This window comes from Protofrankia sp. CiP1_Cm_nod3 (assembly GCF_982290655.1).
Window position 1 is genome coordinate 19,101 of record NZ_CEVIVD010000053.1, and the last position, 3,978, is coordinate 23,078.

At 72.7% G+C, this 3,978-nt stretch carries 4 protein-coding genes and 1 pseudogene; 3 read left to right on the plus strand and 2 right to left on the minus strand.

What is annotated here, in order from left to right:
* On the plus strand, positions 1–473 hold a 473-nt coding region (locus AC5LUJ_RS12410; RefSeq protein ID WP_493464962.1), incomplete at its 5' end, for a TIGR04282 family arsenosugar biosynthesis glycosyltransferase.
* Complete coding sequence (locus AC5LUJ_RS12415; protein WP_250283715.1) at positions 470–1,237, plus strand: class I SAM-dependent methyltransferase; 768 nt, start codon at positions 470–472, stop codon at positions 1,235–1,237. The genes AC5LUJ_RS12410 and AC5LUJ_RS12415, both read left to right, overlap by 4 nt.
* Here the strand turns inward: AC5LUJ_RS12415 and AC5LUJ_RS12420 are convergent.
* Positions 1,192–1,746: a hypothetical protein gene (locus tag AC5LUJ_RS12420; RefSeq protein ID WP_493464963.1), complete on the minus strand. Its 555-nt coding sequence runs from the start codon at positions 1,744–1,746 to the stop codon at positions 1,192–1,194. The two genes, AC5LUJ_RS12415 and AC5LUJ_RS12420, sit on opposite strands and share 46 nt — an antisense overlap.
* Positions 1,743–2,954, minus strand: a complete 1,212-nt coding sequence (locus AC5LUJ_RS12425) for a molybdopterin-dependent oxidoreductase (protein ID WP_493464964.1) — start codon at positions 2,952–2,954, stop codon at positions 1,743–1,745. Before AC5LUJ_RS12425 ends, AC5LUJ_RS12420 begins: the two co-directional genes overlap by 4 nt.
* Before the next feature lie 243 nt (positions 2,955–3,197).
* Here AC5LUJ_RS12425 and AC5LUJ_RS12430 point away from each other — a divergent pair.
* Positions 3,198–3,978: pseudogene (locus AC5LUJ_RS12430) on the plus strand (hypothetical protein); the annotation flags it as partial.

The window sequence follows — 3,978 nt, forward strand, 5'->3', positions numbered from 1 at the left end:
AAGCGCCGGAGGCGCCGGGGGCACCGGCTGCGCTCGAGGTCGTGCCGCAGCTGTCCGGGCCGTTCGACGCCCGCCTCGCCGCCGCGTTCGACGGGAGCGACGGCCCGACGCTGCTGATCGGGATGGACACCCCGCAGGTGACACCGGCGCTGCTGGCCGACGCCTGCCTCGCGCTGGACTCCGCCGACGCGGTGTTCGGCCCCGCCGCCGACGGCGGCTGGTGGGCGCTCGGCCTGCGACGCCCCGACGGCGAGCTGCTGCGCGACGTCCCGACGTCCCGTCCCGACACCGGTGCGCGGCAGCGGGCCCGCCTGTCCGAAGCCGGCCTGCGGGTGGTGACCCTTCCGGTCCTGCGGGATGTCGACACCGCCGCCGACGCGGCGGTGGTCGCCCGGATCGCACCAGGTGGACGGTTCGCCGCGACGCTGCGAAGCTTCCAGGAAGATCACGCCAACCTGGCGATGATCCCATGACCAGCGGTCAGGCACTCGCGGCCGTCCACGGCCGGTGCTGCCCCACCGCCGTCTACGAAGCTGGGCTACGGTCCGTCTCAGGACAGTTGTGGATACGTCATACCGACGGGCGGCGGGAGCCGCTGCCGGTCGGCCGCTGGCGGGGCAGCGCCAAACCGGGTGACGCGTCCCTGCTGCGTCGATGTAACGGGCCGACTCTTGACGTGGGCTGCGGCCCTGGCCGCCTTGCCGCGGCGCTCACCAGCAGCGGCGTACCCGCCCTCGGCATCGACGTGGCCCCGTTCGCGGTGAGGCTCGCCCGCCGCGCCGGCGCGGTGGCGCTGCGACGTGACGTGTTCGGCCACCTGCCCGGCGAAGGGCGGTGGGCCGTGCTGGTCCTCGCCGACGGGAACATCGGGATCGGCGGCGATCCGGTTCGGCTGCTGCGCCGCACCGCCGAACTGCTCGCCCCCGCCGGCCGGGCACTGATCGAGCTCGAACCGCCCGGGACACCGACCGGCACGTCCCTGATCCGGCTGGAGGGGCCGGACGGCCGGCTGTCGCGGGCGTTCCCCTGGACCTTCGTGGGCGTCGAGGAAATCACCCACCTCGCCGCGGACGCCGACCTGCGCGTCACGGAAACCTGGCACGGCCAGGGCCGCTACTTCGCCGTCCTGTCCACCGGGCGCCACAAGCCCCGGCCCTTTCAATCAGCCGGCCGGAATCTCCCTGAACCAGATCAGAACTTTCCGTTTGAAGAAAAACGGGTACAAATAATACGGTAGATAATTATGGCGGCAGCGCACGCCCAGATCAGGCCGAGGACAATCCCGAGGTTGCGTCCATATGGCAGTGGATTGACCGAGGGATTGTCGGCTGACCCGCCGTAGCCGCGCCACAGGGGCAGCGACGCCAGGGCGACCGCCGCGCTGACCACCGACGCCCCCTGCAGCACCGCCCGGTACGGTGCCGGGACCAGCCTGCCGAGCACGAATCCGGCGGCCATCGTCGCCGGGACGACCAGCAGGTCGTGGACCACGATCCCGCCGATCAGCCACGCCGTCGTGTTCGGCGGGTTCGTGGCCGGCCGCCCGTCGGCCAGGCCGTGGATCCCGTACCCGATCGCGGCCAGGCCGGCGGCCACCACCAGAACCCGCAGCACGGCCGCGACCGTGAGGCCGGTACCAGTACCGGTACCAGTACCGGAATCCGCGCCCGCCGGGCCGGCAGGACGCCCCAGGCCACCTGGCTCCTCCTGCCCGTGGATGCGCGGCAGCGGCACCTGTCCGTTCACAGCATCACCACCCGGTGTACCCATTTGGTCTGCAGGACGCCGGGCCTGTTCGGCGCGATCAGCCGCGCCGGGTATCCGTGGTCGATGTCCAGCTCCGCTCCGTTGAGGACGGTGGCCAGCAGGGTCAGCGGGTCCCGGGCATGCGGCGGGCGCACCTCGCTGCTCCGGTAGGCCCCGCCCGCCTCCAGGGACTCCACCCGCACCGTCGCGTCCACCGGGACATCGGCGGCATCCAGCAGGTCCCGCAGCCGGAGGCCACGCCAGGTGGCGTCCGCGGCCCAGCCCTCCACACACGTGATCGGCAGCCTCGATTCGTGATGGGGCAACGCCCGCAGCTCGTCGAGAGTGAGGACGAACGGGCGCGGGCCGACCACCTCCAGCCGATAGCCCGGGCTGCGGGCAGCCGCGGCGACCCCGGCCGCCACCGCGGTCCTGTTGACCGGCAGCCCCTGCGGGCCGAGGTCCGGCCGGCGCGGCCCGAGCAGGTCGAGCCCGGACAGGCCCGGCATCCACTGCCCCGCGGTCGTCACCACGATGACACCGGCGGCGCTGGTGACGGCGATACCGAGACCGCGCCGGGACAGCCCGTTGCCCGGCGGCTCGGGAGCACTCACCCGGTCCGTCAGGTGCTGCCGGCTGTTCCGGCCGCGGCCCACGTTCGCCCGCACGACCGCGAGTTTCGCGACGATATGTACACCCAGCGCGCCGATCGTGATCCAGGCGACCCAGTAGTGGGTGACGGTGAAGAAGAACCGGAACCGGTACCACTGGGCGGTGTTCGCGATCCCGGTGGCCAGTTGGAAGACGGCCCCGGCGATCAGCGGCACGATCGACAGCCGCTCCAGGGCATGAGCGACCGAACGCACCGGCGGCCACTCCCACAGCCGCGGGTACACCGTCCACAGCTTCACCAGCAGCAACGGGACGCACACCAGCCCGGTCGTCACGTGCAGCCCCTGCGTCACCCGGTACAGCGACACCGGGCGGGACGGCCAGACGTACCACGACGGTGGGTGCTGCATGAAATGCGACACCAGCCCGGTCAGGAAACACACCCCGAAGGCGATCCCGAGCCAGATACCCAGCAGCGAGGCGACCCGCGGGTCGTGCAGGCGGCTGGGAAAGGCGTTCGCACGTAACGGCCCGCGGCGCAGTGTCGCGGGTGGCTCCGGAAGACGTCCGGTGAACAAGCCGGTGATTGGTCGCACGCCCGCACGGTAGGTCCGGCGCGCACCCCGCCGGCCCCGCCGAAGCCTTACGGAACGGAGAAACCGGCCGTGAGGGCACCCGGACCGCCGGGAAACGCTGCCAGGGTCGGGTCCATGCCCCGCGCCCTTCGCGTACCGCACGCACCGCCGGCGACCCGGGCCGTTGCCGACCCGGGGCACGGCCACACCCGCACGCGGACGGCGCGGGCGCGAATGTGGACGCGGACGCGGATGTGGACGGCGTTGGTTACCGCCGCCGTCGGGCTGCTGGGCCTTCTCGCGGTGCAGACGGCGATCCTGCGCCAGCCCGGCTACCTGCCCGGCCGGGCGAGCGTGCTGTACCTGACCATGCTCTGGTGGGTGCTCGGCGTGATCACCGCGGCCCTGCTGCTGCACGCCGCCCCTCGCCGGCTCGCCGTCGGCCTGCTGCTCGCCGGCACCGTCAGCATCCACGCCGTGGCGCTCACCCATGGCCCGCAGCTGTCCGACGACCTCTACCGCTACGTCTGGGACGGCCGGGTGCAGGCAGCCGGTATCGACCCGTACCACTACGGCCCGCTCGACCCCGCGCTCGCCCACCTGCGCGACCACTGGCTGTTCCCGGACCCGGCCGGCTGCGCCGCCATCGGGCGCGGCCCGGGCTGCATCCGGCTGAACTATCCCCGGGCGCATACCGTCTACCCCCCGGTGGCGCAGGCCTACTTCACCATGGTGCATTTCCTGCCCGGCCCGCCGGGTGAGCACAAGACGCAGTTCTACGCGTCGCTGGCGTCACTGGCCCTGGTCGGGCTGATGATGACGATGCTGGTGGCGCGGGGCCGGGACCCACGCCACGCCGGCTTCTACGCCCTTTCGCCGCTCGCCGGTCTTGAGATCGGCTCCGACGCGCATGTGGACGTCCTCGCCGCGCTGCTCGCGCTCGGCGGCATCGCGCTCCTCACCTCGCGGCGCCGTCCCCGATCCGCCAGCACCACGCGGACAGGCGGAGCTGGTGGCGCCGGTACAGCCAGCGAAACCGTCGCAG

What these genes read in the sequence shown, in the direction of transcription:
- AC5LUJ_RS12415 (WP_250283715.1), top strand. Translation starts at nt 470, where the DNA reads ATGACCAGCGGTCAGGCACTCGCGGCCGTCCACGGCCGGTGCTGCCCC.